3 protein-coding genes are annotated in these 4940 nt (G+C 47.0%); 1 reads left to right on the top strand and 2 read right to left on the bottom strand.

Annotated elements, in window-relative coordinates:
* Positions 1-79: 79 nt before the first annotated feature.
* Positions 80-214, top strand: coding sequence for a hypothetical protein (locus R7Q41_RS23685; protein WP_257898055.1), 135 nt, complete (start codon positions 80-82; stop codon positions 212-214).
* Between the two features lie 97 nt (positions 215-311).
* Here the strand turns inward: R7Q41_RS23685 and R7Q41_RS23680 are convergent, their stop codons facing one another.
* Together R7Q41_RS23680 and R7Q41_RS23675 are read right to left on the bottom strand one after the other, a co-directional pair.
* Complete coding sequence (locus R7Q41_RS23680; RefSeq protein WP_203347286.1) at positions 312-3494, bottom strand: efflux RND transporter permease subunit; 3183 nt, start codon at positions 3492-3494, stop codon at positions 312-314.
* A 13-nt stretch (positions 3495-3507) separates the two neighbouring features.
* Positions 3508-4734, bottom strand: coding sequence for an efflux RND transporter periplasmic adaptor subunit (locus tag R7Q41_RS23675; protein WP_203347287.1), 1227 nt, complete (start codon positions 4732-4734; stop codon positions 3508-3510).
* Positions 4735-4940: the final 206 nt, after the last annotated feature.

The raw sequence follows: 4940 nt of genomic DNA, 5'->3' as shown, positions 1-4940 counted from the left end.
CCCACCTCCGCAGCCATTTATTGGTGTGGTCTACAGAGGATTATGTCTTTTTAGAGGGGAAAATCCCTAGAACCCCAAAATGGCGGAGAATGAACATATTGATAAAGAGATTTTCCACCTGCTTTTAACGAGCGGTGTTTATCGCAACTATGCAGAGCGGTATTTATCGTCAGAGTTAATGGACGTCGACGATATTCAACAGTTTCTAGACTGAACAAAAAATAACGGCTGGAATTGCCGTTGAGTCCTTAACGAAAAAAAGGCAGCCCCAAATAGCACGGGCTGCCTTTCTAATCACTCAAAATAAAGGATTAGACAGTGGATTCGTTAATCGGCTCTAGTGCAACTTGCTCTGTGTTGTCACTCTGCTCTTTAGGAGTACGTTTAGCCAATACGTAGTAGAACAGTGGCGTGAGTAGCAGACCGAATATGGTTACACCAATCATGCCAGAGAACACAGCGATACCCATTGCTTGTCTCATTTCAGCACCGGCACCAGTAGAGAACACCATTGGAACCACACCCATGATGAAGGCAATCGACGTCATCAAGATTGGGCGAAGACGTAAGCGTGATGCTTCAAGAACAGCCTCCATCACAGTGCGACCTTTATCTTGCAACTCTTTGGCGAATTCTACGATTAGGATGGCGTTTTTAGTTGCCAAACCAACCAGTACGATTAGACCAATTTGAGTGAAAATATTGTTGTCGCTACCCCATAGAATCACACCGCTGATCGCCGATAGAAGCGTCATAGGAATGATTAAGATGATTGCCATCGGAAGACGTACACTTTCGTATTGCGCAGCAAGTACAAGGAACACCAACAAGATAACCAGTGGGTAGATCAACATAGCTGTATCACCGGCCAACTTCTGTTGGTAGGTCAGCTCGGTCCATTCGTAAGTCATGCCAATCGGTAGTGTCTCTGCAAGGATCTGCTCAATCGCTGCTTGCGCTTCACCTGAGCTGAAACCTGGCATAGGGCTACCATTGATCTCTGCTGTGGTATAAGCGTTGTAATGCATCACACGGTCAGGACCAGCACTGTAATTCACATCAACAAACGCGCCTAAAGGAATCATTTCACCGTTCGCATTTCGAACCTCTAGTTGGCGAATCTGCTCTGGTGTTTGGCGGAACTCTTCGTCGGCCTGAACGTTCACTTGGTATGTGCGACCAAAGCGGTTGATATCATTGACGTACGTGCTCCCCATGTAGGATTGCAGGGTAGAGAAAACATCGTCTAATGATAGGTCTTGCTTGAGCGCTTTCGTACGGTCAACATCCAGGTCTAACTGTGGAACATTAACTTGATAGCTTGAGAACACACCAGTTAGTGCCGGGTGCGCCCATGCTTTCATGATCACTTGTTGAGTGACACCGTATAGCGCTTCGTAGCCGTGGTTCGCTCGATCTTGGATCTGCAAACGGAAACCGCCAATCGTACCCAGACCCTGAACCGGTGGTGGTGGAAAGATCGCGATGAATGCATCAGGGATAGAAGCAAATTTTTGGTTCAGCTGACCTGCAATCGCATTTGCGCTAAGACTCGGATCTTGACGCTCGTCGAAATCAGCCAACGGAGTGAACACGATACCGCTGTTTGGACTATTGGTGAACCCGTTAATGCTCAGACCTGGGAATGCAACGGAGTGTTCAACGCCTGGTTGTGCCAAAGCAATCTCGGACATCTCACGAATCACTGCATCGGTACGCTCAAGTGAAGCCGCGTCTGGCAGTTGCGCGAATGCAACCAAGTACTGCTTATCTTGACCCGGCACATAACCCGTAGGAGTCTGATCGAATTGGTAAGCCGTTAAGCCAAGCAGGCCAACATACATCACACCAATCAGTGCGCCAAGTCGAATGCTCTTCTTCACCGCGTAACCGTAAGCGATAGAACCTTTGTTAAATAGCTTATTGAATGGGGTAAATACGAAGCGTCCGAACAAGCCATCCATTGCACGCGTGAGCCAATCTTTCGGTTGGTCGTGACCACGTAACAACAGGGCAGAAAGAGCCGGGCTCAAAGTCAGCGAGTTAATAGCTGAAATGAACGTTGAAATAGTAATGGTCAACGCAAACTGTTTATAGAACTGACCCGTTAAGCCAGACATAAACGCAGTCGGGATGAATACCGCAGCGAGCACCAACGTCGTCGCAACAATTGGGCCTGTAACCTCTCGCATCGCTTTTTCTGTCGCCGCAATAGGAGCAAGACCTTCTTCGATGTTTCGCTCGACGTTTTCGACCACCACGATCGCATCATCAACAACGATACCGATAGCGAGTACTAAGCCAAACAGTGACAGAGCATTTAAAGAGAAGCCCATTAAGTACATGAAGGCGAACGTACCAACTAATGAAACCGGAACCGCAACTAATGGGATGATCGATGCGCGCCAAGTTTGCAGGAACAGAACAATAACTAGTACAACAAGTAATACCGCTTCAAGCAGTGTCTGCACTACCGCTTCAATAGAACCACGAACGAATACCGTTGGGTCGTAAACAATCTCGTAGCTCACACCTTGAGGGAAGCTAGCTGACAGCTCTTCCATTTTCGCTCTTACGTCATCAGAGATCTGAATCGCGTTTGAGCCAGAAGCTTGGAAGATTGGAATGGCAACTGCGTCTTGGTTATCAAGTAGTGAACGAAGTGAGTAGGTTTCGGCACCTAATTCAATACGAGCGACATCTTTCAAATGGTTGATCTGACCATCTTCACCAACCTTGATGATGATGTTCTCGAACTCTTCAACTTCGCTTAAACGTCCTTTGACATTAATAAGCAACTGGAAGTCTGACGAGCCACTTGGTTGAGCACCAAGGCTACCTGCTGCAGCTTGTTGGTTCTGTTCGCGAATCGCAGAAATGACTTCACTAGGGTTGAGGTCCAGGCTTGCGACCTTGTTTGGATCAAGCCAAATACGCATGCTGTATTCGCCACCACCAAACAGGCGAACGGCACCCACACCTTCGATTCGGGCAAGTTCATCTTTAACGTTAAGCGCTGCATAGTTCGCAAGATAAAGTAGGTCATAACGCTCATCAGGCGACACCAAGTGAACGACCATGGTTAAGTCTGGTGATGACTTTTCCGTCACAACACCAAGTCGCTGAACGGTTTCAGGCAAACGAGGTAGGGCACGATCAACACGGCTTTGAACTAGGGTTTGCGCTTTGTCTACGTCGGCACCAATGGCAAAGGTGACGGTTAACGTCATCACGCCATCAGAAGTCGCTTGAGAAGACATATACAGCATGTCTTCTACGCCGTTAATCTCTTCTTCGAGGGGAGACGCGACGGTATCCGCAATCACTTTCGGGTTCGCACCCGGGTAAGTCGCTGTTACAACGACAGTCGGAGGTACAACCTCGGGGTATTCAGTGATAGGCAGTTGCCATACTGACAATGCACCACCGATGAATATGAGTATCGACAGCACGGATGCAAAGATCGGCCGACGAATAAAGAACTGGGAAAACATTGCAATGGTTCCTTTATTGCTTCACTTGCAGAGTCAGTAGCTCACTGCGCTGCTGGTCTCGTAATGCTTGTTGCTGGCGAATATTGGCAAGGGTGTTTTCATCAGCCATTGCAACTTCATCGGGCGTAACAGGCATGTTGGCACGAACGCGTTGTAAGCCATTGACGACAATCTTTTCGTCGCCTTTTAGGCCATCCAATACAATGCGCAGACCGTTAAGGCCTTCACCAAGAGAGATTGCTCGGTATTGGACAATATTGTCATCGCCTAAAACCAAGACATACTTGTTATTCAGATCGGTACCAATCGCCTTGTTATCAATCAACACACCTTGGTAGCTATCCGAGCCAGCGATACGCATTTTGGCGAACATACCCGGTAAAAATTTCTTATCCGCATTATCAAAAACGGCGCGAACTTGAATGGTTCCCGTTGCTTCGTCAATCGCATTGTCTACAAAGTCGATGTAACCGATATGAGGGAAATCGGTATCGTTAGCCAACGACATTTGGACGACATTTTCAATTTCACCATCCGCTGAGATGAGGTTATTAATCTCTTGATATTTAAGGAAACTACGCTCATCAATGTCGAAATAAGCGTACATTTTCGAAGTAGATACCAGTGACGTAAGAACGGTTTGACCCGTAGTTACATAGTTACCTTTGGTCACCTCTGCGAAAGAAACTTTGCCTGCAATCGGCGCGCGAACTAGAGTGAATTCAAGGTCTAGTTCCGCTTTTGCCAAAGCAGCTTTAAGAGCTGAAACACTTGCAACGCTACGCTGCTGATCTGCAAAACGCGCATCAACGGTCTCTTGAGAAATTGCTTTAGTTTTGCTTAGTCTTTGTGCACGTTCATAATCTTTGATTGCTTGGTTCAAGCTTGTTTGAGCACTGCTAAGTTCCGCTTTCAAACGGTTAACTTCAGCAACAAACAAACGATTGTCGATTGAAAAAAGCACGTCTCCAGCTTCTACGAGATGGCCTTCACGGAAGTGAACACGGTCTACGTAACCCGATACACGAGGCATTACGGTGACGGTTTGAGGTGATTCTAATCGACCAGTGTATTGATCAAGCTCGGTAACCTGTTCTACAAGCACTTGTGCCACTTCAACCGTTGGTGGTGGCGGTGCTGATGCAGGTGCTTCGGCGCGTGAATCTTGACATCCAGACAACACCAATGGCGCTGCAAATGAGATTAGTAGAAGAGGCGTTCTAAGGTGTTTGCCTACCATCTCGCTATCCTTATGTTAGTTTTGTACCGATCGGCATAATAATCCTGACTTTTGATATTGATCAAGTAAAATTTATAGAATGAATAGTTACAACATATGGACAACGTATGCCTGCCGCATTACCATTTAGGGGTTCTAGGGATTTTCCCCTCTAAAAAGACATAATCCTCTGTAGACCACACCAATAAATGGCTGCGGAGGTGGTT

It is taken from the genome of Vibrio sp. 2096 (assembly GCF_033339595.1).
In the GTDB taxonomy this organism is placed as follows: Bacteria; Pseudomonadota; Gammaproteobacteria; order Enterobacterales; family Vibrionaceae; genus Vibrio; species Vibrio alginolyticus.
This window is presented reverse-complemented; position numbering and strand designations above follow the sequence as displayed.

Bases quoted from the DNA above. Each gene is read 5' to 3' on its own strand.
- R7Q41_RS23685 (WP_257898055.1), top strand. From the start codon at position 80: ATGGCGGAGAATGAACATATTGATAAAGAGATTTTCCACCTGCTTTTA.
- R7Q41_RS23680 (WP_203347286.1), bottom strand. From the start codon at position 3,494: ATGTTTTCCCAGTTCTTTATTCGTCGGCCGATCTTTGCATCCGTGCTG.
- R7Q41_RS23675 (WP_203347287.1), bottom strand. From the start codon at position 4,734: ATGGTAGGCAAACACCTTAGAACGCCTCTTCTACTAATCTCATTTGCA.